General features: G+C 54.6%; 23 protein-coding genes. 18 read left to right on the top strand and 5 right to left on the bottom strand.

The genetic code is table 11. The features are described 5' to 3' along the window. Positions 1 to 8 precede the first annotated feature (8 nt). Complete coding sequence (gene mak / locus Dpoa569_RS13630) at positions 9 to 917, top strand: fructokinase (RefSeq protein WP_042869228.1); 909 nt, start codon at positions 9 to 11, stop codon at positions 915 to 917. 40 nt (positions 918 to 957) lie between these two features. Here the strand turns inward: mak and Dpoa569_RS13625 are convergent, their stop codons facing one another. Continuing rightward, complete coding sequence (locus Dpoa569_RS13625; RefSeq protein WP_042869230.1) at positions 958 to 4641, bottom strand: AAA family ATPase; 3684 nt, start codon at positions 4639 to 4641, stop codon at positions 958 to 960. After that, positions 4638 to 5870, bottom strand: coding sequence for an exonuclease subunit SbcD (sbcD, locus tag Dpoa569_RS13620; RefSeq protein WP_042869232.1), 1233 nt, complete (start codon positions 5868 to 5870; stop codon positions 4638 to 4640). Before sbcD ends, Dpoa569_RS13625 begins: the two co-directional genes overlap by 4 nt. A 311-nt stretch (positions 5871 to 6181) precedes the next feature. On the opposite strand from sbcD, the gene phoB reads away from it, so the two are divergent. From phoB to proY, 6 genes are all read left to right on the top strand, one after another. Further along, positions 6182 to 6871 (top strand): phosphate response regulator transcription factor PhoB, encoded by a 690-nt coding sequence (gene phoB / locus Dpoa569_RS13615; protein ID WP_012770778.1) that lies wholly within the window; start codon positions 6182 to 6184, stop codon positions 6869 to 6871. Positions 6872 to 6898: 27 nt separating this feature from the next. Then, a complete protein-coding gene (gene phoR, locus Dpoa569_RS13610) occupies positions 6899 to 8221 on the top strand; it encodes a phosphate regulon sensor histidine kinase PhoR (RefSeq protein WP_042869234.1) in 1323 nt (440 codons plus the stop codon). An 82-nt stretch (positions 8222 to 8303) separates the two neighbouring features. Continuing rightward, complete coding sequence (locus Dpoa569_RS13605; protein ID WP_042869236.1) at positions 8304 to 9278, top strand: PstS family phosphate ABC transporter substrate-binding protein; 975 nt, start codon at positions 8304 to 8306, stop codon at positions 9276 to 9278. Positions 9279 to 9499: 221 nt separating this feature from the next. Further along, positions 9500 to 10606 (top strand): cobalamin-independent methionine synthase II family protein, encoded by a 1107-nt coding sequence (locus Dpoa569_RS13600; protein WP_042869238.1) that lies wholly within the window; start codon positions 9500 to 9502, stop codon positions 10604 to 10606. A gap of 410 nt (positions 10607 to 11016) precedes the next feature. Continuing rightward, a complete protein-coding gene (brnQ, locus tag Dpoa569_RS13595) occupies positions 11017 to 12336 on the top strand; it encodes a branched-chain amino acid transport system II carrier protein (protein WP_042873831.1) in 1320 nt (439 codons plus the stop codon). A 99-nt stretch (positions 12337 to 12435) separates the two neighbouring features. Further along, the gene (proY, locus tag Dpoa569_RS13590; RefSeq protein ID WP_042873832.1) at positions 12436 to 13788 is read left to right on the top strand and encodes a proline-specific permease ProY; all 1353 of its coding nucleotides are present in this window, start codon (positions 12436 to 12438) and stop codon (positions 13786 to 13788) included. Between the two features lie 91 nt (positions 13789 to 13879). Here proY and Dpoa569_RS13585 read toward each other — a convergent pair whose 3' ends face one another. Continuing rightward, on the bottom strand, positions 13880 to 14482 hold the full coding sequence (locus Dpoa569_RS13585) for a peroxiredoxin C (RefSeq protein ID WP_042869241.1): 603 nt from the start codon (positions 14480 to 14482) through the stop codon (positions 13880 to 13882). A 187-nt stretch (positions 14483 to 14669) separates the two neighbouring features. Then, entirely contained in the window at positions 14670 to 15275 is a 606-nt protein-coding gene (locus Dpoa569_RS13580) for an ACP phosphodiesterase (protein WP_042869243.1), read from the bottom strand. Between the two features lie 159 nt (positions 15276 to 15434). Here Dpoa569_RS13580 and queA point away from each other — a divergent pair, with 159 nt between their 5' ends. The 5 genes from queA (at position 15435) to secF (ending at position 21015) form a co-directional block, all read left to right on the top strand. Beyond that, positions 15435 to 16502, top strand: a complete 1068-nt coding sequence (gene queA, locus Dpoa569_RS13575) for a tRNA preQ1(34) S-adenosylmethionine ribosyltransferase-isomerase QueA (RefSeq protein ID WP_042869245.1) — start codon at positions 15435 to 15437, stop codon at positions 16500 to 16502. Positions 16503 to 16591: 89 nt separating this feature from the next. After that, on the top strand, positions 16592 to 17755 hold the full coding sequence (tgt, locus tag Dpoa569_RS13570) for a tRNA guanosine(34) transglycosylase Tgt (protein WP_042869247.1): 1164 nt from the start codon (positions 16592 to 16594) through the stop codon (positions 17753 to 17755). Positions 17756 to 17821: 66 nt separating this feature from the next. Then, positions 17822 to 18157, top strand: a complete 336-nt coding sequence (yajC, locus tag Dpoa569_RS13565; protein ID WP_012770768.1) for a preprotein translocase subunit YajC — start codon at positions 17822 to 17824, stop codon at positions 18155 to 18157. A gap of 28 nt (positions 18158 to 18185) precedes the next feature. Continuing rightward, positions 18186 to 20033 carry a protein translocase subunit SecD gene (gene secD, locus Dpoa569_RS13560; RefSeq protein WP_071604285.1) on the top strand — a complete coding sequence of 616 codons (1848 nt, stop codon included), beginning with the start codon at positions 18186 to 18188 and terminating at the stop codon, positions 20031 to 20033. Between the two features lie 10 nt (positions 20034 to 20043). Beyond that, positions 20044 to 21015: a protein translocase subunit SecF gene (gene secF, locus Dpoa569_RS13555; protein ID WP_042869251.1), complete on the top strand. Its 972-nt coding sequence runs from the start codon at positions 20044 to 20046 to the stop codon at positions 21013 to 21015. Between the two features lie 80 nt (positions 21016 to 21095). Here the strand turns inward: secF and Dpoa569_RS13550 are convergent, their stop codons facing one another. Further along, entirely contained in the window at positions 21096 to 21665 is a 570-nt protein-coding gene (locus Dpoa569_RS13550) for a SadB/YajI family lipoprotein (RefSeq protein ID WP_042869254.1), read from the bottom strand. Positions 21666 to 21984: 319 nt separating this feature from the next. Here Dpoa569_RS13550 and nrdR point away from each other — a divergent pair, with 319 nt between their 5' ends. The 6 genes from nrdR (at position 21985) to pgpA (ending at position 26190) form a co-directional block, all read left to right on the top strand. Continuing rightward, entirely contained in the window at positions 21985 to 22434 is a 450-nt protein-coding gene (nrdR, locus tag Dpoa569_RS13545) for a transcriptional regulator NrdR (protein WP_042869256.1), read from the top strand. Positions 22435 to 22498: 64 nt separating this feature from the next. Continuing rightward, positions 22499 to 23611 carry a bifunctional diaminohydroxyphosphoribosylaminopyrimidine deaminase/5-amino-6-(5-phosphoribosylamino)uracil reductase RibD gene (ribD, locus tag Dpoa569_RS13540; RefSeq protein ID WP_042869258.1) on the top strand — a complete coding sequence of 371 codons (1113 nt, stop codon included), beginning with the start codon at positions 22499 to 22501 and terminating at the stop codon, positions 23609 to 23611. Between the two features lie 121 nt (positions 23612 to 23732). Further along, on the top strand, positions 23733 to 24206 hold the full coding sequence (gene ribH / locus Dpoa569_RS13535; RefSeq protein ID WP_042869260.1) for a 6,7-dimethyl-8-ribityllumazine synthase: 474 nt from the start codon (positions 23733 to 23735) through the stop codon (positions 24204 to 24206). Between the two features lie 22 nt (positions 24207 to 24228). Beyond that, positions 24229 to 24648, top strand: a complete 420-nt coding sequence (gene nusB / locus Dpoa569_RS13530; RefSeq protein ID WP_042869262.1) for a transcription antitermination factor NusB — start codon at positions 24229 to 24231, stop codon at positions 24646 to 24648. Positions 24649 to 24707: 59 nt separating this feature from the next. After that, positions 24708 to 25682, top strand: a complete 975-nt coding sequence (gene thiL, locus Dpoa569_RS13525; RefSeq protein ID WP_146411458.1) for a thiamine-phosphate kinase — start codon at positions 24708 to 24710, stop codon at positions 25680 to 25682. Continuing rightward, entirely contained in the window at positions 25663 to 26190 is a 528-nt protein-coding gene (gene pgpA, locus Dpoa569_RS13520; RefSeq protein WP_042869264.1) for a phosphatidylglycerophosphatase A, read from the top strand. The genes thiL and pgpA overlap by 20 nt, the downstream gene beginning before the upstream one ends. Positions 26191 to 26227 lie beyond the last annotated feature (37 nt).

Genomic DNA, 26227 nt, shown 5'->3' with positions numbered 1-26227 from the left:
GAGGCAACGTGCGAATAGGTATTGATTTGGGCGGCACTAAAATCGAGGTGATTGCACTGACGGATGATGGCGTCGAGGCGTTTCGCCATCGTGTAGCGACGCCGCGCCACGATTATCGTCAAACCCTGCAAGCCATTGCCGACCTGGTGGATATGGCGGAGCAGTCCACCGGGCAGCGTGGCAGTGTGGGGGTGGGCATTCCCGGTACGCTGTCGCCGGTAACCGGACGGGTCAAAAATGCCAATTCAGTCTGGCTGAATCAGCAACCGCTGGATCAGGATTTGGTGCAGCTGCTCGGCAGGCCGGTACGGGTGGCGAACGATGCCAACTGCTTTGCCGTGTCCGAGGCGGTCGATGGTGCGGCGGTGGGGGCCGGCAAGGTATTTGCGGTGATTATCGGCACCGGTTGTGGCGCTGGAATCGCGTTGAATGGGCTGGTGCACAGCGGACGTAACGGTGTGGCTGGCGAATGGGGGCATAACCCGCTGCCGTGGATGGATGCCGACGAATGGCGCGACCAGCAGGCGATGCCCTGCTATTGTGGCCGCATGGGGTGCATCGAAACCTTTATTTCCGGCACTGGTTTTAGCATGGATTATCAGCGCTTGAGCGGTCATGCACGTAACGGGCATGAGATTATCGCGCTGATGGAGCAGGGTGACAGGCTGGCGGAACAGGTATTACAACGCTATGAACAGCGGTTGGCGAAATCGCTGGCGCACATCGTTAACGTGCTGGACCCGGATGTCATTGTGCTGGGGGGCGGCATGAGCAACGTTAAGCGATTGTATGACTCTGTGCCTGCGCTGCTGAAACAGTGGGTGTTTGGCGGCGAATGCGATACGCCGGTTCGACAGGCGATGCATGGTGACTCCAGCGGCGTGCGCGGTGCTGCCTGGCTGTGGCCGCGGGAGTGATAAGCGTCAGTGGGGACATCAGGTGCGTCCCCGGCTGACGTTATTTCACAGCGTAAGTGCTGTCGAGCTGGCTGATGCCAAGACCGTTGCGTTTTCTAACCCGGATCTGCACCTGTATGCGGTCTTTCATCGCTTCCACATGGCTTATTACGCCGATGGTTTTACCGGAGGCGTTGAGATTGTCCAGCACGTCCAGTGCGGTATCCAGCGTCTCGCCGTCCAGTGTGCCGAAACCTTCGTCAAGGAACAGGGAGTCGATGCGGGTTTTAGCGCTAACCAAATCGGACAATGCCAGTGCCAGCGCCAGGCTGACCAGAAAACTTTCGCCGCCCGACAGTGTCCGGGTATCGCGGATAGCATCAGCCTGCCAGGTATCGGCCACTTGCAGCTCCAGCGTGTCGGACGCTTTGCGTTGCAGCAGGTAGCGCCCATGCAGGCGCGATAACTGACGGTTGGCCAGAAATACCAGATGATCCAGCGTCAATCCCTGAGCGAAGCGGCGGAATTTATCGCCTTTCTGCGATCCGATTAGCTGATTGAGGTAGCCCCAGTCATCGCAGACTTGCTGACCGCGTGTGATCGCTTCCAGTAACTGGCGCTGCTTATCGCGGCGTTGCTGATCGCTGGTCAGCTGTTGACGCAGCTCACCCTGGCGTTCGACTTCGACTTTTACCATGTCTCCGAGGCTGGAGATCAACTGACGAATATCCCAGTCATTGATGCCTTCCGGCATCGACTCCGGGCGAGTCGTCATATGTTGCTCCAGCGCGCTATCCGCCTGTTGTAACAAGGCATCTACCTGTTGCTGGCGTTGGCTGAGTCGCTCTTTTAGCGCGATGAGTTGATGGCGTTCGGCTTCGTCCATCAACGCCTGGCGAAAAGCCGCTTCATCACTGAATCCGGCGGCGGTGAGTTCTTCCTCAAACTGAGCCTGAAGTTGTTGCAACGCGGCGTCGGCATGTTGGTTTTGCTGTTCCAGACTGCCGATTTCACCGCTAAGGCGACTTTGCAGCGATTGCCCTTGTTGCCATTGCTGTTGCGCCTGCTGGCTCTCCAGCTCCAGAGTCTGGCTGACTTGCCGCAGTTGCTTCAGTACATCGTTGACGGCCTGATTGCCGAGCAATTGCCAGCGTTGTTGCTGGGCTTGTTCCAGCGTGCGTTGGGTTTCTGCTAACTGTTGCTGACCGGTTTTGATGGCTGCCTCGGTTTCTTCCAGCCGTTGCTGACTGGCGATGATTTCAGCTTCCAGTGCGGCGAGTTGCGGCTTGCACTGATGCTGTTCGTGCTCGTTTTCCTGCCAGCGCAGCCATTCCGTTTGACGTTGGCGTAGCCACTCTTCCTGCAGGGCGAACGTCGGCATGGTTAGCCCGAAGGTGTCCAGCGTCTGGCTGAGACTGTCGTGCAGACGCTGCAATTCGTTTTCGGTTTTTTCCAGTAATAACCGCAGTTCTTCCCGTGATGCCTGCAAAGAGGCGTGCTGCTGGGTGTTCAGTTCCAGTTGTTGTAAGGTTTGCGCCAGCAGCTGCTGCGCTGAAGTCAGTAAATCCTTACTTTCCTGAATATGGCGCTGATTGCGCTCACGGCTGGCGATGTGTGCCTGCAGCGACTGTTCCTGCGCGTCACAAGTTTCAATCCACTGGTGCAGTGCTGACAGTTGTAACGGATCGAAGTCAACAAGTAAGCGTTTACTGACAGACTGGCACTGTAGCCGCAGCGACTCGAAATCGCGCTGGACACTCTCAAGCGAATTTTGCTGCTGTTGGCGGTGTTGTTTTTGCAACTGCAACTGGGTTTCGGTCTGCACGACGCTGGCTTTTAGCGCCTCCACTTCCTGACGCAATACGTACAACCGAAGTTGAGTTTCCGATGGCCGCAACGCCTGATAGCGCTCTACCGCCGGGTGATGAGGCGACCCGCATAGCGGACACTCTTTGCCCGGCTGTAATTGCTGGCGTTCACGTTCCAGGCTGACAATGTGCTGTTCCAGTTCATAACGCTTGTCGAGATCCGCCAGATGCTCAGCCTGGCGCTGATAGTCCTGACGTTGTTGCTGTTGTTGATCTTCCAACGCCTGAACACGCCGTTGGGTATCAAGCTGTTGTGCTTCCAGCAAGGTGCGCTGACTGATCAGCTGTTGCAGCACGGCGACGCCGGTAGCCAGTTGCTGACGATCGGGTCGTTCCGCCATGCGCTGCGCCAGTTGCTGGCGCAGGTCTGCCAGCGGGTGTTCCGCTTCCAGTTGCTTATCCTGTTGCAGATGATCGTTCAGCAGTTGTTGGGCGCGTTCGCAGGCGCTCTGCTGCGCCTGATGTTTTTCTGCCAGTGAGGCGCGCTGCTGGTCAAGGTACTCTGCCTGAATCTGTTGCGCTGCTGCTTTTTCCTGCAACACGTGTAAATCCTGCTGCCATTTCACCTGCTGGGGAAATTGCGTTTGCCACAAAGGAATATGGCTGCCCAGATGCTGATGGCGGCTATGTCGCTGGCGATAGGTTTCGATGTCTTGCAACCGCTGTTGTGCCTGTTCTTGCTGGCGCTGCAATCTGGCCACGCCGGCAATCAGCGTTTTTTGTTGCTCAAGCAGATTATCCAGCGTTTGCTGCTGCTGGGCGCGCTGTGCCTGCAAGGTGGCGATGCGGTGGTCAAGCGGCAGAATTCGCTCATTAATCAGGGTTTCCTGCTGCTGGCGCTGTTCGGCGTGCTGCTGACGGGCAGACAACGCTTTTTCCAGCTGTATTTTCAGTAGATTGAGTGTGTCCTGCTGGCGTCTGATCTGTTGGTGAACACTCGTCAATTGCTGGGTTAGCCGCTGCTTTTCCCGCTGCGCGCGTGCGCGCTCGTCATAGCGTGGGCGCAACTTTTCCGCCGGTTCGCTACGTTGCAATTTATCCAGTTGCGGTTGCGATTGTTGCTGTAATTGCTGTTGCGCGGTTTGCTGCTGCTGTGCCTGTTTCTGTGTCTGCTGGAGTTGCAGCAGCGTCTCGTACCAACGCTGATGCGCCAGTATTTCTTCCCGGTGCAACGACAGTGATTGCTCCTGCTGGCGGATGGCTTCCAGTTGTTGCTCCAGTTCCTGGCGCTGTTCATCGCTCAGCAATTCCAGCGTGGCGACCTTTGCCCGCAAGGTTTCCAGTTGGTTCTGGGCCTCTTTATGCTTCTCGAATACCCGCTCTGAGATCTGACCGTAGATGTCGGTGCCGGTCAGTTCTTCAAGCAATTCGGCCCGTTGATTGGCGTCGGCGTTGAGGAAAGCGGCAAACTGCCCCTGAGACAACATCATCGATTTGGTGAAACGATCAAAATCCAGACCGGTGATATCGGCGATCATCGCCAGCTTTTCGTTCACCTTATCAGTGAGAATCTTGCCGCTGGCACACAACGCCATCTCTACTTTGGGCGGTTGCAGGTTGCCTTCCGGGCTGTTGTGGGCGCGGTGCTGGCTCCAGAAGGCGCGGTAGGCGACGTTTTTCACCTCGAATTCGACTTCGGCCAGACACTCGGCGGTGTGGCGCGTCATCAGTTCGTTTTGGCTGGGGCTGACCTTCAGGCGTGGCGTCTGGTGGTACAACGCCAGGCAGATGGCGTCCAGCAATGTCGTTTTACCTGCACCGGTGGGACCGGTAATGGCGAACAGACTATTGTTGACGAAGGGCTCGCGGGTGAAGTCGATTTTCCATTCGCCCTGCAACGAGTTAAGGTTTTTCAGACGCAGGCTAAGAATCTTCATGCGGATGTCTCCTGCCGCTGTGCGTCTATCTCTTGCATAATCCGGTTGAACAATCCTTTCAGGCGTTGCTGATGCGCCTCATCCAGGTCTGCCTCCAGCGCCAGACGCCGCTCAAATACTTCGGCAGGCTGCAACTCTTCCAACGTTTCTTTCTCCAGTTGCACCAGCATTTGTTGCTGTTGTTCCCGCGCACGACGCAGCAGCAGCACTTCCACATTCAACGGTTCGGTCAGCGTTTGAATGTGTTGTTGCATGTCGCTCAGGTAGTCCTGCGTGGCGATCTCAATATCCAGCCATACCGGTTTGTCGCCATGATAGTCACGGAATCCGGCGAGACGGCGTTCGATCTCCGGCAGGTTGCCTTTCACCAGTTGCATAGGTTGTTCAGTCGGCACCGTCAGCGCAGTGACCTCTTGTAATTTGCCCTGTTCAAAGTGCACCAGATAGACCGATTTCTCATGATTCAACTCGTCAAAGCTTAGCGGGATAGGCGAGCCGCTGTAACGGATATGCTCGCATTGCGCCACCCGCTGTGGGCGATGAATATGACCAAGCGCAATATAGTCTGCCGGGGGGAAAGCTTGTGCCGGAAAGGCGTCTAACGTGCCGATATAAATATCACGCACCGAGTCGGAAGTGGCGACGCCCACTGTGGTGAGGTGTCCGGTCATCACAATCGGCAACGCCCGACCCAGCGTGGCGCGCTGTTCGCAGGCAAGCTGGTAACTGTGCTGATAATGGCTGGCGATGGCATCTTGTAATGCTTGCTGTTTTTGTGCGCCAGACTGGCCTGCCTGGCTGGTGAGCAGGTCGCGTGCGCGCAGGAATGGGATAGCACACAACAATGCGCCTGGCTCGCCGGCACGGTTGTTCAGCACCAGCACCTGCTGGTGGATATCGCCCTCAAAGCCAGCCACTACCTGGGTATTCAGGCAGGCCAGCAGCGCGCGTGATTCGTTCAGCGTGGCGACCGAGTCATGGTTGCCGCCCATCACCACCAACTGACAACCGGTGCGCTGCAACGCGACGACAAACTGATTGTACATTTCACGGGCGTAACTGGGCGGTGCGCCGGTGTCGAACACATCACCTGCTACTATTACTGCATCAACCTGATATTGCTCAACCTGCTCAACCAGCCAGTGCAAAAATGCCTGATGCTCAGGCGCACGGCTCCGGGTATAAAAGTACTGACCGAGATGCCAGTCAGACGTGTGAATAATTCGCATGAGACTCCCTGCAGGTGAGTGCAAACGACATGTTGTTTTTAGCGGTGTTGATGGACAACGGACCATCCGGGTACCGTATGTTATGGCAAAACGCCGCGTCTTTATCATCGGCGATTATAGGTGTGCAGTTTAGGGCATGTCCCATAATATCTAGTCAACCAGCGTGATAGGGGAAAAAATAAGCGCTACGGGTGGCTCTGGTCGCGGTAGTGAGGTTGCCGCCGGTGGGGCCGATTTTTCATAAATCTGTCATAAAACTGACGCATAATGCACACCGCACGCTAACCGTGACGATTAACGGCAGGATTGATATGGCAAGACGTATTTTGGTGGTGGAAGATGAAGCACCGATTCGTGAAATGGTGTGCTTCGTGCTGGAGCAGAACGGCTATCAGCCAGTCGAGGCTGAGGATTATGATAGCGCCGTTACCCGGCTGGCCGAACCTTATCCTGAACTGGTGCTGCTGGACTGGATGCTGCCTGGCGGGTCCGGTTTGCAGTTTATCAAACATATGAAACGCGAAGCGCTGACCAGAGATATTCCGGTCATGATGCTGACCGCCAGAGGTGAAGAAGAAGATCGGGTTCGCGGCCTGGAAGTGGGGGCTGATGATTACATTACTAAACCGTTTTCGCCCAAAGAGTTGGTCGCACGTATCAAAGCAGTAATGCGCCGAATTTCGCCGATGGCGGTGGAAGAAGTGATCGAAATGCGTGGATTAAGTCTGGACCCCTCTTCCCACCGGGTAACCACGGAAGAACACGCGCTGGATATGGGACCGACGGAGTTCAAGCTGCTGCATTTCTTTATGACGCATCCGGAACGGGTATATAGTCGTGAGCAGTTGCTGAATCATGTATGGGGTACTAACGTTTATGTTGAGGACCGTACTGTGGATGTTCATATCCGCCGCTTGCGTAAGGCGCTGGAAACCAGTGGGCACGACAAGATGGTTCAGACTGTTCGGGGAACTGGATACCGTTTTTCAACGCGTTATTGATAACGTGATTCCCGGAGAAAATCTGACGTGCTAGAACGTTTGTCGTGGAAAAAGCTGGCGATGGAGCTGGCTTTTTTTTGTTTACCTGGTGTGTTGCTGGGGCTGATCATCGGTTATCTGCCCTGGTTTCTGCTGGCGTCGGTACTGGCGGCGTTGTGCTGGAACTTCTACAACCAATTGCGCCTGTCTTACTGGCTGTGGGTTGATCGCAGCATGACCCCACCGCCTGGCCGCTGGAGCTGGGAACCGCTGTTTTACGGCCTTTATCAGATGCAACTACGCAACCGCCGCCGTCGGCGTGAGCTGGCGTTGCTGATCAAACGCTTTCGCAGCGGCGCGGAATCGTTGCCGGATGCAGTGGTCATCACCACTGAAGAAGGCGGGATTATTTGGTGTAACCGTCTGGCCCAGCATCTGCTTGGTTTTCGCTGGCCGGAAGACAATGGTCAAAATATCCTCAACCTGCTGCGTTACCCTGAGTTTACCCAGTACATGCAGCAGCAGGATTTCAACCGACCGCTAACGCTAACGTTGAAAAATGCCCACCACGTAGAATTCCGTGTGATGCCTTATTCGGAAGGACAACTACTGATGGTGGCCCGCGACGTGACCCAAATGCATCAGTTGGAAGGCGCACGGCGCAACTTCTTCGCCAACGTCAGCCATGAACTGCGTACACCGTTGACCGTGTTGCAGGGGTATCTGGAGATGATGAGCGATGAATCGTTGGATGGTGCGTTGCAATCTAAGGCGTTGCACACCATGCAGGAGCAAACCCGCCGTATGGATGGGCTGGTGCAGCAATTGCTGACGCTGTCGCGCATCGAAGCCGCCGCGGCTATCGATCTCAGTGAAAAGGTAGATATTCCGCTGATGTTGCGAGTGCTCAAACGTGAAGCGGATACCCTGAGTCAAGGACGTCACGAGATTGTGTTTCGCGTCAACGAACAATTGCAAGTGTTTGGCAACGAAGAGCAGTTGCGTAGCGCGGTGTCGAATCTGGTGTATAACGCGGTTAACCATACGCCACAGGGCACCCGCATTGAAGTGTGCTGGCAGCAAACACCGCAGGGTGCAGAATTTCAGGTTAGCGACAACGGTCCGGGCATTGCTGCCGAACATCTTCCTCGCCTGACCGAGCGTTTTTATCGCGTTGACAAGGCCCGTTCACGCCAGACCGGCGGCAGCGGGTTGGGGCTGGCGATTGTCAAACATGCGCTCAGCCACCACGATTCTCGTCTGGAGATCCTCAGCGAAGAAGGGGCAGGCTCACGCTTCATGTTCACCTTACCAAATCGGTTGATTGTCAGTTCAGTGTTGAGCCAGAACGCGGCGAACCCTCAGTTGTGATAGTGGCGGTGGGGGCTTGATTGTCCCCGCTGCTGTACCGAGAATAGTGTTCCTCTGTTTTTCATCCCGTTGGAAACGACACATGATACCCATTCGTCGCCTGCTTGCCGTGCTGTTGTGTCTGTTTGGTCAGGCTGTTGCTGCGCCGCAGGCGATGCTGGCGGGCAACCTGTCCAGTGCTGGCTCCGACACGCTGGCGAACCTGATGACCTTCTGGGCGGCGGATTTCAGCCAATATTACCCTGGTGTTAACCTGCAAGTTCAGGCCGCTGGCTCGTCTTCGGCACCGACGGCGCTGGCAGCAGGGGCAGCACAATTGGGACCCATGAGCCGACCGATGAAGCGTAGCGAAATCGAAGCATTCGAGCGGCATTATGGCTACGCGCCGACGGCGGTTCCGGTGGCGCTGGATGCGTTGGTCGTGCTGGTTAATCAGGACAACCCGATTACCGGACTGACCGTGCAGCAGCTTGATGCCGTTTTTTCCGTGACACGCCGCTGCGGCGCCGGGAAAGCGGTGCAACGCTGGCAGGAACTGGGGGGGGGCGGCGTCTGGCAACAACGTGCGCTGCTACGCTATGGGCGCAATTCAGCGTCGGGCACCTATGGTTTCTTCAAACAACAGGCGCTGTGCGGCGGCGATTTTCTGCCGCAGGTCAATGAATTACCCGGTTCAGCGTCGGTGGTGCAGGCGGTAGCGGCATCGGTTAATGCCATCGGTTACGCCAGCATCGGTTTTCGTGCCAGCGGAGTGCGCGTGTTGCCGCTGGCGGCCAGCGACAAAGACGATTACGTGTTGCCGACCGCCGACACCATCCGCAGTGGGCGTTACCCCTATACGCGTTATCTCTACATTTACGTCAATAAAGCGCCTGACAAGCCGCTGGAGCCGTTGACCGCTGCGTTTTTGGATCGGGTGTTGTCGGTGTCGGGGCAGGCGTTGGTCAGTCAGGACGGTTATCTGCCATTGCCGGAAATAGCACGTGAGCAGACCAGACAATTACTTGGGCTGGACAATGTGATGCCCACATCGAATAGGGTTCCTGCAACAAACTGATCAGTAACATGAATGAATTTCATGTGTCGTGAAAATTCTTCTATTGCCGTTGAGAAAAACGCATGACAGGATAGCTTCACTTCTAGCCGTCTGGATGGCTAAAAAGTTCAGCGGCGTAATTATTTCCCCTGAAAACAAATTCATCTAACAAACTCATTCATCTGAAAATCTTGCCTGAAAACAGGCTGTGATGGTCAGTTTTTGAAGTACAGGAGCACAGCATGACACAAGCCCTTCCTCCGTTTCGTGCCGATGTCGTCGGCAGTTTATTGCGTCCGGCTGCCATCAAGCAGGCGCGTTTGCAGTTTCAGGCTGGTGAGATTGATGCAGCTGCGTTGCGCCGTGTCGAAGATCAGGAAATTCAACGTGTGGTGGAATTGCAGCGTGCAGCGGGTCTGCAACTGGTGACCGACGGCGAGTTTCGCCGAGCCTGGTGGCATTTCGACTTCTTCGACAGCCTGAACGGCGTGGAACGTTATGAAGCAGAGCAAGGCATTCAGTTTAACGGCGTGCAGACCAAAGCCCGTGGCGTGAAAGTCACTGGCAAGGTCAGTTTTAATCCGCAGCATCCGATGCTGGATGATTTCCGTTTCCTCAATAGCGTGGCTGGCGATGCAGTAGCCAAGATGACCATTCCTAGTCCGAGTGTGCTGCATTTCCGCGGTGGCCGTAAAGTGATTGATAGCACGGTTTACCCCGATCTGGCCGACTATTTCGATGATCTGGCCCAGACCTGGCGTGATGCTATCCAGGCGTTTTATGAAGCGGGCTGCCGTTATCTGCAACTGGACGATACGGTGTGGGCTTATCTGTGCTCTGAAGATCAGAAACGCCAGATCTGCGAACGTGGTGATGATCCAGATTATCTGTGCCGCACCTATGCACAGGTACTGAACAAGGCGCTGGAGGGCAAACCGGCTGATCTGGTGGTGGGCCTGCATGTCTGCCGTGGTAATTTCCGCTCTACCTGGATTTCCGAAGGGGGCTATGAACCTGTGGCGGAAACACTGTTCGGGACAGTGAATGTGGATGCCTTTTTCCTCGAATACGATACCGAACGGGCGGGTGGATTTGAGCCGCTGCGCTTCATCAAGCCTGGTCATCAGAAAGTGGTGTTGGGTCTTATCACCACCAAAAACGGGGAACTGGAAAACGCAGACGAAGTACACCAGCGCATCGTCGAAGCGACGCAATATATCGCGCTGGACCAGCTGTGCCTGAGTCCACAGTGCGGCTTTGCCTCTACCGAAGAGGGCAACACGCTGTCGGAAGCGCAGCAGTGGGCAAAACTGAAACTGGTGGTGGATATCGCCAAACGCGTCTGGTAGCTGCTGACGACAAAGACCGCTCTACTTTTTATAACGCCGGTGTGCATGACCGGCGTTTTTTATTTCTATAAGTTTCTAATATGGATAATGATTACTCTATGCTGGAAAGTTGAGCTGATTTTTCGCGCTATAAACTGTTTTCATGCACAAATCATGTATAGCCTGTCGGTGAAAATATAAATTTATATGCTAAATTTATAGAAAAATACGGATTACTATCCTGCTTTATTGATCGTGTATTGCCTTTTATTGCTATAAACGTTTTACTTAGGCCCTATTAACGCTGTGCAATAAAACCCCACATCCATAATCCTGCACATCGCACGGACGGCTCGCTCTTCGCGTACGCCGTTTTATGCGCCCGGTTTCTACCGGCAACACCATTTTTACAGGCAACAACAACATACATGATGAGTCATCGTTTAACTTCCAAAGATATCGTGGCATTGGGCTTTATGACCTTTGCTCTGTTTGTCGGCGCTGGGAATATCATTTTTCCGCCGATGGTTGGCCAGCAAGCGGGTGAGCACGTCTGGATTGCGGCACTGGGCTTTCTGATCACGGCGGTGGGCTTGCCGGTGCTGACGGTGATAGCATTGGCCCGTGTAGGCGGCGGTATTGATACGCTCAGTAGCCCTATCGGCAAGAAAGCAGGCGTGTTGCTGGCAACGGTCTGCTATCTGGCGGTCGGGCCGCTGTTCGCCACGCCGCGTACCGCCACGGTATCGTTCGAAGTCGGTATTGCGCCGCTGGTCGGTGAAGGCGCGACGCCTCTGCTGATCTACAGCCTAATCTACTTTGCTATCGTGATGGCGATTTCGCTCTATCCTGGTCGATTGCTGGATACGGTGGGTCATATTCTGGCACCGGTGAAGATCATCGCACTGACTGTGCTGGGCATTGCTGCGCTGCTGTGGCCAGCCGGTACGCCAGCGCCGACTGCTGAGGCGTACCAACGGGTGCCGTTTTCCACTGGATTTATCAATGGCTACCTGACGATGGACACGCTGGGCGCGTTGGTATTCGGCATTGTGATTGTGAATGCTGCCCGTTCGCGTGGCATCAACGATGCAGCGTTGTTAACGCGTTATACCATTCTGGCCGGGTTGATTGCTGGTTTAGGGTTGACGCTGGTCTACCTGAGCCTGTTCCACCTCGGTTCCTTCAGCGGTTCGCTGGTACCGAACGCGCAGAATGGTGCCGAAATTCTGCACGTTTATGTACAGCACACCTTTGGCAACATGGGCAGCAGTTTCCTGGCGTTGCTGATCTTCATCGCCTGCATGGTCACCGCCGTGGGCCTGACCTGCGCCTGTGCTGAATTCTTCGCCCAGTATCTACCGCTGTCTTACCGCGCACTGGTGTTTGTGTTGGGGCTGTTCTCGATGGTGGTGTCCAATCTGGGGCTGAGCCACTTGATTCAACTGTCAGTGCCGGTGCTGACCGCGATTTACCCGCCGTGCATTGTGCTGGTGTTGTTGAGTTTTACTCGCCGCTGGTGGAATAACAGCACCCATGTCATCGCGCCAGTCATGCTGGTCAGCCTGGTGTTCGGTCTGCTTGACGGCGTCAAGTCGTCCGCCTTCAAAGCATTGCTGCCGGGCTGGACGCAAAGCCTGCCGATGAGCGAACAGGGGCTGGCCTGGTTGCCGCCGTCGCTGGTGATTTTGCTGGTAACGGTGATTTATGACCGTATTACGGGGCGTCAGGAAGTCACCGTACATTCCTGAATAACGGTTGGACGGATGCTTTTCACCACAGGCGTTTGCCTGTGGTTTTTTCGTTTGTAAAGACAGGGTTGCTCATTTATGGAACAACAATCCAAACCTATGGAACAACAATCCAGACTCAAGCGCGGCTTAAGCACGCGGCATATTCGCTTCATCGCACTGGGCTCTGCCATCGGTACCGGGCTGTTTTACGGCTCGGCCAGCGCCATTCAGATGGCGGGGCCTAGCGTACTGCTGGCGTACCTGATTGGCGGTGTGTTCGCTTATATCATCATGCGTGCACTGGGCGAGATGTCCGTCAACAACCCACAGGCCAGCTCTTTTTCCCGCTATGCTCGTGATTATCTCGGTCCGCTGGCCGGATACCTTACTGGCTGGACCTATTGCTTTGAAATGCTGATAGTGGCGATTGCCGACGTTACCGCCTTCGGCATCTATATGGGCGTCTGGTTCCCGGCGGTGCCGCACTGGGTTTGGGTATTGAGTGTGGTGCTGATCATCGGCGCCATCAACCTGATGAACGTTAAGGTGTTTGGTGAGCTGGAGTTCTGGCTGTCGTTTTTCAAGGTCGCCACCATTGTGGTGATGATCGTAGCCGGGGTCGGCATCATCGTTTGGGGGATTGGTAACGGCGGCGAGCCTACCGGCATCCATAATTTGTGGAGCAACGGTGGTTTCTTCAGCAATGGTATCATGGGTATGATTCTGTCGTTGCAGATGGTGATGTTTGCCTACGGCGGCGTGGAGATCATTGGTATCACCGCTGGCGAGGCCAAAGAGCCGCACAAATCCATTCCGCACGCCATCAACTCGGTGCCCTGGCGTATTCTGGTGTTCTATGTCGGCACGCTGTTCGTGATCATGTCGATTTATCCATGGAATCAGGTTGGAACCAACGGTAGCCCGTTCGTGCTGACTTTCCAGCACATGGGCATCACCGCGGCAGCCGGTATCCTGAACTTCGTGGTAATCACCGCTTCGCTCTCCGCCATTAACAGTGACGTGTTTGGCGTTGGCCGTATGTTGCATGGCATGGCGGAACAAGGTCATGCGCCGCAGGTATTTAGCCGACTGTCACGGCGTGGAACACCTTGGGTAACGGTCGTGGTGATGGTGCTGGCGTTGCTGGTGGCGGTGTACCTCAATTACATCATGCCGGAGAAAGTGTTTTTGGTGATTGCCTCGTTGGCGACCTTTGCCACCGTATGGGTGTGGATCATGATTCTATGCTCGCAGATTGCCTTTCGCCGTAAACTGGGCCGCGAGCAAGCTAAAGCGCTGGCGTTTCCACTGCCTGGCGGTGCAGCAACCGCAATGGTCGGTATCGTGTTCCTGGCTTTTATCATTGGGCTGATCGGCTATTTCCCGGATACCCGCATTGCGCTGTACGCCGGTATGGGGTGGATTGTGTTGCTGTTGGCAAGCTACGCGCTTCGTCGGCGTCGCGCCTGAGTAAAACGGTGCGCAAGCCTGCTGCCGAATCGCGGACATAAAAAAAGCCAGCGGCGAAACCGCTGGCTGATTACCGGTATCAGCGTACTGATTACAGGTTGCTGGCGTTTTCTTTCAGGTATTTGGCAACACCGTCCGGAGAGGCGCCCATACCGGCTTTGCCTTTTTCCCACTGAGCCGGGCATACTTCGCCGTGCTCTTCGTGGAATTGCAGTGCGTCAACCATACGCACCATTTCGTCGATGTTACGGCCCAGCGGCAGATCGTTCACCACCTGATGACGCACGATGCCGTTTTTGTCGATCAGGAAAGAGCCACGCAGTGCTACGCCTGCATCCGGGTGTTCGATACCGTAGGCTTTCTGAATTTCGCGTTTAATGTCAGCGACCATCGCATATTTCACTTCACCGATACCGCCGTTTTCGACCGGGGTTTTACGCCAGGCGTTGTGAACGAACTCAGAGTCAAAAGACACACCAACCACTTCAACGCCACGTTTTTTAAACTCTTCATAGCGGTGATCGAAGGCGATCAGTTCAGACGGGCACACGAAGGTGAAGTCCATCGGCCAGAAGAAGATCACAGCCGGTTTTCCGTTGATGTGTTTTTTCAGATTGAAATTTTCAACGATTTCCCCGCTTCCCAGTACGGCAGCAGCAGTGAAGTCGGGGGCAGGACGCGTTACCAGGACCATAATTACTCCTGTAAATAGTTGTTAATGAAAGGTGAACGTAATAAACGCCGTAAGTATAGGTACAGCCTGCCGGTGAATAAAGCGAAAGCGACCAATCAATAAGATAGCCTTTGGCTATCGAATCAATTGATAACTCTTGTCACTGACACGTGAACAGCCTGGCGTACTGTTCTTCATTGACCGTGATTTACCGTGCGGCGTCAGCCGGGCCATCAAGCTGACCTGTTTTTGCCAGATGCATCATATGAGGATAGAACTGCCAGAATAATGTTTCAAATTGATGGTAGCTGCGCTCGATGTCACTAAATGAGCCAGATAGTGCCGCCAGCTTTGGTCGGCGTACCGACATGCGATGCAGCACGTCAGCAATAAACGGCAGCTCAGCGTAACGTTCCAGCCAGCGTTCTGACCACAAATAATGGTTGAGGTTGCGAAAGCGTTCCGGTGTATCGGCCAGATGCGGAACAATCTGACGTTCAGCATCGGTGACAAAGTGCGTCAAGGATATCGAGGGTTCCAGTTGCGACCAGTGGCGCGCCAGAAAGTGGTCCCACAGCACATCCAGTGCTATCGGTGCAACCCGGCGATAGTCGGTGCTGAAGTGGCGACAGGCGGTGCGGACTTCCGGCAGACTGTCGGTTAATACGTCGATGCGCCGATGCAGGCGAATGCCGGCCACCATATCGGCTGGATATAGCTCATCAGGGTTGCCGCGCACGAAATCTGCCATCAGGTTGCCGGTCAGGGAGCTTTGCGCCAGTGTGGCAAGGTGCAGATGTGCGAGAAAATTCATGGCGTTGAGGCGCTCCTCGGAAAGAAAAAGGCATGATTGACGCTGCAAGTATAGAGGAAGGCGACACGCTGTCCCGCTTATTTCTTGCAGCCGGTGTCAGCGAGCTCTAGACTAGGCCGCTTCTTTTGTTCCACTGTGCCGAAATGTAAGTGAATAGTCATGCGTGTTGCTGATTTTTCGTTTGAATTACCTGAATCTCTGATTGCCCGCTATCCGCAGGCAAAACGCAGTGGCTGCCGTCTGTTGTCGCTGGATGGTCCCACAGGTGCAGTCGTGCACGGCGTCTTTACCGATCTGCTCGATAAATTACAGCCGGGCGACCTGTTGGTGTTTAACAATACACGGGTGATCCCGGCACGCTTGTTTGGCCGCAAGGCTAGCGGCGGTAAGCTGGAAGTGCTGGTAGAGCGTATGCTGGATAACCATCGTGTGCTGGCGCATGTGCGTGCTTCCAAGGCACCCAAACCCGGCACGGAATTGTTACTCGGTGAAGATGAGAGCGTGAAAGCCACCATGCTGGCGCGCCATGATGCACTGTTCGAGATTCAGTTTGACGATACACGTGATGTGTTGACCATTCTCAATGACATCGGGCATATGCCGTTGCCACCCTATATTGACCGTCCAGATGAGGCCGCAGACCGCGAATTGTATCAGACGGTGTACAGTCAGCGCCCCGGCGCCGTGGCGGCACCAACCGCGGGTCTGCATTTTGATGAGCCGTTACTGGCTGCTCTGAAAGAAAAAGGCGTGGAAATGGCCTTCGTGACTCTGCATGTCGGTGCCGGTACCTTCCAGCCAGTGCGGGTTGAGTCAATCGAAGACCATGTGATGCACGCCGAGTATGCCGAAGTGCCGCAGACGGTAGTGGACGCGGTACTGGCCTGTAAAGCGCGTGGCAACCGTGTTATCGCCGTCGGTACGACCTCGGTGCGTTCGTTGGAAAGTGCGGCTCAAGCCAGTGTGGAAGCCGTAATTGCCCCGTTTTTCGGCGATACCCGCATTTTTATCTACCCCGGCTATCACTATCAGGTGGTGGATGCGCTGGTGACCAATTTCCACTTGCCGGAATCGACATTGATTATGCTGGTGTCGGCGTTTGCGGGTTACCGTCATACCATGGACGCTTACCATCAGGCGGTGGCTGAGCAGTACCGCTTTTTTAGTTACGGGGATGCGATGTTCATTACCCGTAACCCGTCGGCGGAACAAGAACAGGTGGGGTAATCCACTGTCGAGCCATTTTCATACCGCAGGCCAGGTTCTGTGGGTATATCAACGATGTCATCAGACTGTTTTCTGATGCTGGAGGTTAAGTGAAGTACGAACTGTTGCAAACGGATGGCCATGCGCGCCGTGGTCGTCTGGTTTTTGAACGTGGTGTAGTGGAAACGCCGGCATTTATGCCGGTCGGCACTTACGGCACCGTTAAAGGGATGACGCCGGAAGAAGTCAAAGACACCGGCGCACAGATTATTTTAGGCAACACCTTCCACCTGTGGTTGCGTCCGGGGCAGGAGATCATGAAACGTCACGGCGACCTGCATGATTTTATGCAGTGGCATGGCCCGATTCTGACCGATTCTGGTGGTTTTCAGGTGTTTAGTCTCGGTGATATCCGCAAGATTACTGAAGAAGGGGTTCACTTTCGTAACCCGATCAACGGTGACGCCATTTTCCTCAGTCCGGAAAAATCCATGGAAATTCAGTACGATCTCGGTTCCGATATTGTGATGATTTTCGACGAGTGTACGCCTTACCCGGCAGACTGGGACTATGCCAAGCGCTCGATGGAAATGTCGCTGCGCTGGGCGAAGCGCAGCCGTCAGCGTTTTGACGAATTAAGCAACAAAAACGCGCTGTTCGGCATCGTTCAGGGTAGTGTTTACGAAGATTTACGTGATGTGTCAGTAAAAGGGCTGGTGGACATCGGCTTTGATGGTTACGCTGTGGGCGGCCTCGCGGTCGGTGAGCCGAAAGCCGATATGCACCGCATTCTGGAGCATGTCTGTCCGCAGTTGCCGGCGGATAAACCCCGCTATCTGATGGGGGTGGGGAAACCGGAAGATTTGGTGGAGGGGGTTCGTCGCGGTATCGATATGTTTGATTGCGTGATGCCGACTCGCAACGCCCGTAACGGCCATCTGTTCGTGACGGACGGTGTGGTTAAAATCCGTAACGCTAAACATAAAGATGATACCGGGCCGCTGGATGAGCACTGTGATTGCTACACGTGTCGCAATTATAGTCGTGCCTACTTGCACCACCTGGACCGTTGTAACGAAATACTCGGCGCGCGCCTCAATACTATCCACAACCTGCGCTATTACCAGCGCCTGATGGCTGGTTTACGACAGGCTATTGAAGACGGTAAATTAGAGAGCTTTGTGGCCGAGTTTTACCAGCGCATTGGTAAACCGCTTCCGCCGTTGGTTGACAATGCGGTGGACGTTGACCGTGAAGGTCATGCGCTGCAATAAGCACGTTTGCGTGGCATGAACGTTTTATAGATAACTTGTATTTTGATAACTAAAGAGGACATTTAAATGAGTTTTTTCATTTCCGACGCTGTGGCAGCAACCGCAGGTGCTCCGGCTCAAGGAAGCCCGTACTCTCTGGTGATTATGCTGGCCGTGTTCGGTCTGATTTTTTACTTCATGATCCTGCGCCCTCAGCAAAAACGTGCCAAGGAACACAAAAAGTTGATGGATTCGATCAGCAAAGGCGATGAAGTGCTGACCAACGGCGGCCTGGTGGGGCGTGTGACCAAGGTGGCTGATAACGGATTTATCACCATTGCCCTGAACGATACCAACGAAGTCGTTATCAAGCGTGACTACGTGACGTCCGTTCTGCCGAAGGGTACCATGAAGGCCCTGTAATTTTTCGACTTTCCCGAAGGGAACTACCGTGTTAAACCGCTATCCTCTGTGGAAGTACCTGATGCTGATCGTGACGATTATCGTTGGTCTGCTCTACGCACTTCCTAACCTGTATGGTGAGGATCCGGCAATTCAGGTCACTGGCGCGCGAGGAACCGCCGCCAGTGAATCTACGCTGGTCCAGATCCAGAATGTGTTGAAAGAACAAAATATCCCCAGTAAGTCTATTGCGCTGGAAAACGGTGCCATTCTTGCGCGTTTCTCCACGCCAGACGTACAGCTTCGCGCTCGTGAAGCGCTGCTGAACGCGTTGGGCGAGAAGTATGTGGTTGCGCTTAATCTGGCGCCGGCTACGCCGACCTGGCTGAGAATGCTGGGTGCAGAACCGATGAAACTGGGTCTTGACCTGCGTGGCGGTGTGCACTTCCTGATGGAAGTGGATATGGACACGGCGTTAGGCAAGTTACAAGAGCAGACAATGGATTCCCTGCGCAGTGATCTGCGTGAGAAAGGCATCCAGTATGCTTCTGTTCGCAAGTCGGATAACTATGGCGTGGAAATTCTGTTCCGCGACGCTCAATTGCGCGACAACGCGGTGAATTACCTGACTCCCCGTCATCGTGATCTGGTGATCAGCAGCAGTGGCAGCGATACGCTGCGTGCGGTCATGAGTGATGCCCGCCTGCGTGAAGCCCGCGAATATGCGGTGCAACAGAACATCAATATCCTGCGCAACCGTGTCAACCAGCTCGGCGTGGCCGAACCGTTGGTGCAGCGTCAGGGGACTGACCGTATTGTAGTAGAACTGCCAGGGATTCAGGACACCGCGCGTGCCAAGGAAATCCTGGGAGCGACCGCCACGCTGGAGTTTCGTCTGGTTAACAGCAATGTCGATCCTGCTGCACTGAGCAGCGGTCGTGTGCCTGGCGACACCGAGGTGATGAATATGCGTGATGGCGGCCCGGTAGCGCTGTACAAGCGCGTGATTCTGACCGGTGACCACATTACTGACTCCACCTCCGGCAACGATGAGTACAATCGTCCGCAGGTCAATATCTCTCTGGACAGCGCTGGCGGCAATATGATGTCCAACTTCACTAAGGACAATATCGGTAAACCGATGGCGACCTTGTTTGTGGAGTACAAGGACAGCGGTAAAAAAGATGCCAATGGCCGTGCGATTCTGGAAAAAGAGGAAGAGGTGATTAACGTCGCCACCATCCAGTCACGTCTGGGTAACAGCTTCCGTATTACCGGCATCAACAACCCGAATGAGGCTCGTCAACTGTCGCTGCTGTTGCGTGCTGGCGCGCTGATAGCACCGATTCAGATCGTGGAAGAGCGCACTATCGGCCCAACACTGGGTATGCAGAACATCACTCAGGGGCTTGAGGCGTGTCTGGCTGGTCTTGCTGTGTCCATCCTGTTCATGATTTTCTTCTATAAGACGTTCGGCATGATTGCGACCTCCGCGCTGTTGTTGAACCTGGTGCTGGTGGTCGGCATTATGTCGCTGCTGCCGGGGGCGACGCTGACTATGCCGGGGATTGCAGGTATTGTGTTAACCCTTGCGGTAGCGGTGGATGCTAACGTACTGATTAACGAACGTATCAAAGAAGAACTGAGCAACGGGCGTACCGTTCAGCAGGCGATTGACGAAGGTTACCGGGGCGCATTCAGTTCCATCTTCGATGCGAACGTCACGACGCTGATTAAGGTCATTATCCTGTATGCGGTCGGTACCGGTTCGATTAAAGGATTTGCGATCACGACCGGTATTGGCGTGGCGACATCCATGTTTACTGCAATCGTAGGTACCCGTGCCATCGTAAACCTGCTATACGGCGGCAAACGCATCAAAAAGCTGTCTATCTGAGGAGTGCGTTGTGGCACAGGAATATACTGTTGAACAATTGAACTATGGCCGTAAAGTGTATGACTTTATGCGCTGGGATTACTGGGCGTTCGGTTTGTCTGGTCTGCTGCTGCTGCTGTCTATCGTTGTGATGGGCGTACGTGGTTTCAACTGGGGACTGGATTTCACCGGTGGTACGGTTATTGAGATTGCGCTGGAGAAATCTGCGGATCTGGAACAGATGCGTGAAGCGTTGCAAAAAGCCGGCTTTGCCGATCCGCTGGTGCAGAACTTTGGCAGCAGCCGTGACATCATGGTGCGTATGCCGCCTGCTCATGATGAAACTGGCGGTCAGGCGCTGGGCAGCAAAGTTGTCAGTGTGATCAACGAAGCAACCAGTCAGAATGCGGCAGTTAAGCGCATTGAATTCGTCGGGCCGAGCGTGGGTGCAGATTTGGCGCAGAATGGTGCCATGGCGTTGCTGGCGGCGTTAATCTGCATTTTGATTTACGTCGGCTTCCGTTTCGAATGGCGTCTGGCTGCGGGGGTGGTTATCGCGTTGGCGCACGACGTGATTATCACTATGGGGGTGCTATCACTGTGTCGGATTGAAATCGATCTGACCACTGTGGCCTCGCTGATGTCGGTCATCGGCTACTCGCTGAATGACAGCATCGTGGTTTCTGACCGTATCCGTGAAAACTTCCGTAAGATCCGCCGTGGTACGCCTTACGAAATTTTCAACGTGTCGTTGACCCAAACGTTGCACCGAACATTGATCACATCAGGCACAACGTTAGTGGTGATCCTGATGCTGTACCTGTTCGGCGGCGCGATGTTGCAGGGATTCTCGCTGACGATGCTGATAGGCGTCACCATTGGTACGGTATCTTCTATCTATGTTGCCTCCGCGCTGGCGCTCAAGCTGGGTATGAAGCGTGAGCACATGCTGGTGCAGAAGGTGGAAAAAGAGGGCGCGGACCAGCCGTCGTTGCTGCCGTAATCGCTTTTCATCATCCGATATGCAATGACAAACCCTGCCGTCTGGCAGGGTTTTTTTATGATTGCCGCAAATTGCGGCATCTAAGGGTGAGTCTGATCCGATTCGTCGTGATGCTGCGCAGATTCTGCCATTACATCATGCACACGCACAAAACCAAGCTGTTCCGGCGTCAGTCCCGAAAGCCGTACTTCTGTCGTGGCCTCTGAAACCTGCGTCAGAGATCGCGGGAACCTGAGTAACTGAGTTTGCATATCGCCGGTCAACGGTTTGCCACTGACTGGATCAAGCGTTCCCCAGTCAAGTGTTGCCTGAAAGGCGGGTAACGACAGTGTGTTCATGGTGCGGATAGTGAGCAAGACGCGTGTGCCGCTGGCTTCCGGTTCAATCTTGCTCAGCTCCAGACTTAACGTGCCGATGCTGCTGTCGAGCAATGCCCGGTTATGAGCGGCAGGTAGCAGATATGCTCCGGACGTAGAGTTGGCGTTTAACGAATTCTGCTGCTCCAGAGCGACAGCGCGGTTGGCGATATCCTGCAGTTTCTGGTCGATCTGGCCCAGTTCGTTTTGCACATGGGGGGGTTGTGGGTGCGCACATCCGGCGAGCAATGCCATCACGGATAACATCGGGATAACGCGGTGGTAAAAGGTCATGCCTTGTTTCTCCCTGAGCCCATACGGGTCAATTAATTATTCAATTTGGGTCAATATAGACGTGAGTTATTGTCCCTTATAGTGAATGACCTTTTAGCAAGGAGGTAAGCAGAACAGGCTGAATCAAGAGTGATAAATACGGGGGCGCGATAATCAATCGCTGCGGATTGCTGGCAACCACGCGAGGTCGCTCATCGGCATCGCGTGTAGTTGCAGGAGGTAGCCAGCGATGAAAAACAACGTCGTGCCGGTATTTGGGTTATCGGCAAAATTCGGGGTAAACTAGGTTAAGATTATACGGTTATGGTCTGGAAACGTTATGCATTGTCCTTTTTGTGCCGCAGTGGATACCAAAGTAATTGATTCTCGTCTGGTGGGAGAAGGTTCTCAGGTTCGTCGCCGTCGGCAGTGTCTGGTGTGCAACGAGCGTTTTACCACCTTTGAGGTGGCGGAGCTGGTGATGCCGCGGGTCATCAAGAGTAATGATGTGCGCGAGCCGTTCAACGAGGACAAACTGCGTAGCGGTATGCTGAAGGCGCTGGAAAAACGCCCAGTCAGCTCTGATAACGTGGAAACCGCGATTACACATATCAAGTCTCAACTACGTGCCACTGGCGAGCGGGAAGTAACGGCCAAAATGGTGGGCAATCTGGTGATGGATGCGCTAAAGAAGCTCGATAAAGTGGCCTACATCCGGTTTGCATCGGTGTACCGCAGTTTTGAGGACATCCGTGAATTTGGCGAAGAAATCGCTCGTCTGCAGGATTAACGATACGTTGGTCTCGCGTATCTTCCTCTTCCTAATATGATTCTTAATCCAGGATAAGCGCAGCATGGCTACATACCCTGATGAGTTTTACATGGCCCGTGCGCTTGAGCTTGCTCGCCACGGGCGCTTCACTACGGCGCCGAATCCAAATGTCGGATGCGTGATCGTCAGAGATGGCGAGATAGTGGGAGAAGGATATCACCAGAAAGCGGGCGAACCCCATGCTGAAGTACATGCGCTGCGTATGGCGGGTGACAAGGCGCGTGGCGCTACGGCGTATGTAACGCTAGAACCCTGTAGTCATCACGGTCGCACCCCGCCTTGTGCTGATGCGCTGGTCGCCGCTGGCGTGGCGCGAGTCGTCGCCGCGATGCAGGACCCCAATCCTCAGGTGGCTGGCCGCGGTCTGCACCGCCTGCAACAGGCCGGCATTGCAGTGCACCACGGCGTGATGATGGAGCAGGCGGAAAAGATTAACCGCGGCTTTCTGAAACGGATGCGCACCGGTTTCCCTTATGTGCAGCTCAAGCTTGGTGCGTCGCTGGATGGCCGTACGGCAATGGCGTCCGGGGAAAGCCAGTGGATTACCTCACCTCAGTCTCGTCAGGATGTGCAGCGTTTTCGCGCGCAGAGTTCCGCTATTCTTAGCAGCAGTGCTACCGTGCTGGCAGATGATCCGTCGTTGACCGTACGCTGGTCAGAACTGGATGCGGATACTCAGCACCTCTACCCTGAAAGCGCCGTGCGCCAGCCGGTACGCGTGATTGTTGATAGTCAGTCGCGCGTGACGCCGCAGCATCGCCTGGTGAGTCAGCCTGGGCAGACCTGGCTGGCGCGTGTACGTCAGGATGAGCAGCCATGGCCGGATGGTGTAGAGCAACTCAGTATGCCGCTGCATGGCGGTGGTATCGATCTGGTTGCCCTGATGATGTCTCTGGGCAAGCGTCAAATCAATACCGTATGGGTGGAAGCCGGTCCCCGGCTGGCTGGCGCGTTATTGCAGGTGGGCGTGGTAGATGAGCTTATCGTCTATCTTGCACCTAAATTGTTGGGTGAGGCGGCCCGACCGCTGTGCGTTTTGCCGGGGCTGGAACAGTTGTCGCTGGCACCCGCGTTTGCTATGACGGATGTTTGTCAGGTTGGGCCGGATCTCCGCCTGACCCTGAAGCCGCAATAATATATTGCCTCCGTATGTCGGATGACGGATATCCGATACAGGGTCAAAAGCGGATACGCGCCCGGAAGAATATGATAGAATCCGCCCCCCTGCGGGGTCGTAAAACAGTCAAAGGAAAGCTATGAACATTATCGAAGGTGTTGTTGCCGCTCCGAATGCTCGTGTGGCGATTGCTATTGCCCGCTTCAATCACTTTATCAATGACAGCTTGCTGGAAGGCGCGCTGGATGCTCTTAAGCGCATTGGTCAGGTGAAAGAAGAAAACGTCACCGTTGTCTGGGTGCCGGGTGCCTATGAACTGCCGCTGGCCGTGCGTGCGCTGGCTAACAGCCAGAAATATGATGCTGTGGTGGCACTGGGTACGGTGATTCGCGGTGGTACCGCGCATTTTGAATTTGTTGCCGGCGAATGCAGTTCCGGTCTGTCTCAGGTCGCTATGAACAGCGACATTCCGGTCGCCTTTGGTGTGCTGACTACGGAAAGTATCGAGCAGGCCATCGAGCGCGCTGGCACGAAAGCGGGGAATAAAGGTGCTGAAGCTGCTTTGACCGCGCTTGAAATGATCAATGTATTACACTCAATCAAGTCAGCCTGATTTATTTGGTAAGGGGTATTCCGTGAAACCTGCTGCTCGTCGCCGCGCTCGTGAATGTGCGGTTCAAGCGCTTTATTCCTGGCAGTTGTCCAAAAACGATATTGCCGATGTTGAACTCCAGTTCCTGAGCGAGCAGGATGTCAAAGGCGTGGACATTGCCTATTTCCGCGAGTTGCTGGCGGGTGTTGCTACTCTGGCGGAAAAGCTGGATGCCCAGATGGCGCCATACCTTTCCCGTCAGTTGGAAGAACTGGGCCAGGTGGAAAGGGCGGTTTTGCGTCTGGCGGTGTATGAGCTCAGTAAACGCGAAGATGTGCCATACAAGGTTGCCATCAACGAAGCGATTGAACTGGCTAAAGTGTTTGGTGCCGAGGACAGCCACAAGTTCGTGAACGGGGTACTGGATAAAGCTGGGCCTCACCTGCGACCAGGTAAAAGATAAGTCAGTCAGGGCCGGTTTTCCGGCCTTGGTTTTTTAGGTTACCAGAATCTGGAAAGACTATGGCTCAAGGTGAGTTTGATGTGATTGCCCGCTATTTCAATCGGACGGGCTATTCACGACGGGGTGTTGAGCTGGGGATCGGCGATGACTGTGCCCTGCTGAACATTCCGGACAAACAGTTGCTGGCAGTCAGCACGGATACGCTGGTATCCGGCATTCATTTTCTGCCTGATATTGACCCGGCTGATCTGGCGTACAAATCTCTGGCGGTCAATTTGAGTGACCTGGCGGCGATGGGGGCTGATCCTGCATTTGTCTCGCTGGCGCTCACGTTGCCGAATATTGATGCCGACTGGCTCGCCGCCTATAGCAACAGCTTGTTTGAACAGCTTTCTTACTACGGTATGCAACTGATTGGCGGTGATACCACGCGTGGGCCGCTCAGTATGACGCTGACCATTCAAGGGTTGGTGCCGGAGGGGCGGGCGCTCAAGCGTAGTGGCGCGCGTATTGGCGATTGGATTTACGTGACTGGAACACTGGGCGATAGCGCTGCTGGTTTGGCTGTTTTGCAGGATAAGCTACAGATGTCTGAGTCGGATGACCGTCAATGGTTGTTGCAGCGTCATTTGCGCCCTCAGCCCCGAATTCTGCACGGGCAGGCGTTGCGTGATCTGGCCAGCGCGGCTATCGATCTGTCTGACGGGCTGGTGTCTGATTTGGGGCACATTCTCAAGGCCAGTGATTGCGGCGCACGCGTTAATCTGGATGCGTTGCCCTATTCCAGCGCGTTGTTGCAGTGTGACGACCCGGAACAGGCTATGAGGTGGGCGCTCAGCGGCGGTGAAGATTATGAACTGTGCTTTACCGTACCGGAGTTGAATCGTGGAGCGCTGGAGGTAGCGATTGGTCACCTGGGTGCTCGCTATACCTGCATCGGCCAGATTGCCCCGGCATCGGAAGGGCTGGGGTTCTTCCACTCTGGTCAGCCGGTGACTGTTAATCTGAAAGGGTATGACCATTTTGGCTCATGAAAATTTGGCTCATGAAAATAAAAGTTCGCTGGTTGCCAAACATCGCCTGCGCATGAGTAATCCATGGCATTTTCTGGCGACCGGCTTCGGCAGCGGGTTATCGCCGTGGATGCCCGGTACCGCAGGTTCGCTGGCGGCCATTCCGGTATGGTATCTGTTGAGGCTGTTACCATTACAGCTTTATTCGTTGCTGGTGATGCTCAGTATCTGCATTGGCGTTTACCTGTGCCACCGTACTGCCAAAGATATGGGGGTACATGACCACGGCAGTATCGTCTGGGACGAATTTGTCGGGATGTGGATCACGCTGATGGCAGTGCCTTCGAGCCACTGGGGTTGGGTGGCTGCGGGGTTTGTCATTTTCCGGGTTCTGGATATTGTCAAACCCTGGCCGATCCGCTGGTTTGATCGTAATGTGCATGGCGGCATGGGCATTATGGTTGACGATATCGTCGCCGGGGTTATTTCAGCAGCGGTTTTGTATGTTGTCGGGCATTATGTGATATAGCAGTTGCAAAACTGAGGCTATTATTCAGCCGCTGTCA

Origin of the sequence: Dickeya poaceiphila (assembly GCF_007858975.2) — a bacterium.
GTDB classification, from domain to species: domain Bacteria; phylum Pseudomonadota; class Gammaproteobacteria; order Enterobacterales; family Enterobacteriaceae; genus Dickeya; species Dickeya poaceiphila.
Note: the sequence above shows the minus strand (reverse complement) of the source record. Positions and strands in the feature narration are given on the sequence as shown.